This is a genomic window from Romboutsia sp. 13368, from assembly GCF_018336475.1.
Taxonomy (GTDB): Bacteria; Bacillota; Clostridia; order Peptostreptococcales; family Peptostreptococcaceae; genus Romboutsia.
Map to the genome: position 1 here is coordinate 340,121 of NZ_CP048741.1, position 634 is coordinate 340,754.

General features: G+C 21.3%; 1 protein-coding gene. It reads right to left on the bottom strand.

Annotation, left to right across the window (positions count from 1 at the left end; translation table 11 throughout):
* Nucleotides 1-308 (bottom strand): hypothetical protein (locus G3997_RS01345; RefSeq protein WP_296646909.1); only part of this gene is annotated, 308 nt, incomplete at its 3' end.
* Nucleotides 309-634: the final 326 nt, after the last annotated feature.

Sequence of the window (634 nt, forward strand, 5' to 3'; positions counted from 1 at the left end):
AATAATAGAAGGTAAGCTGCCCCTGACAATAGAATATTATCACCTTCAACTCTACCAACTAAGATACCATCTCTACTTACAAATCCATTTTCTAAAACTTTTCCAATAGGACTATTATTTATATAATGATTATGAACTGTACCATTATCATCAACTCTACCAACAGCATTATTATCATTATCGTAGATAATATTATTATCAACTCTTCCTATAGGAGAATTATGATAAAGATGATTATGAACTATATTATTAGAATCTAATCTTGCAACAGCTCTAACATTGTATGGAAAATTAAATATTTTATCCATATGTAACACCAACCTTTATATAATAATATTTTTATAATAGATATKATGAAAATAATTATAGTAAATATAACTTAAACTTTAAAAATACAATAAGAATACATAATACAAATAGCTATTGTTTTAGTTAAATTAATATAACAAATATTAGATAGTATAATAAATACTTACAAAAATAGTTTTGTAAAAAACATAATAATATTCTAATTCTTTAATTTAATTTAACTTTAAGCATAAAAGTTAGAATTAATATAAGCTATTGAGGAAAACATAAGCTATATATTATATAGGACATAATAAAAATACATTAAGTATTAAGCAATAGATTA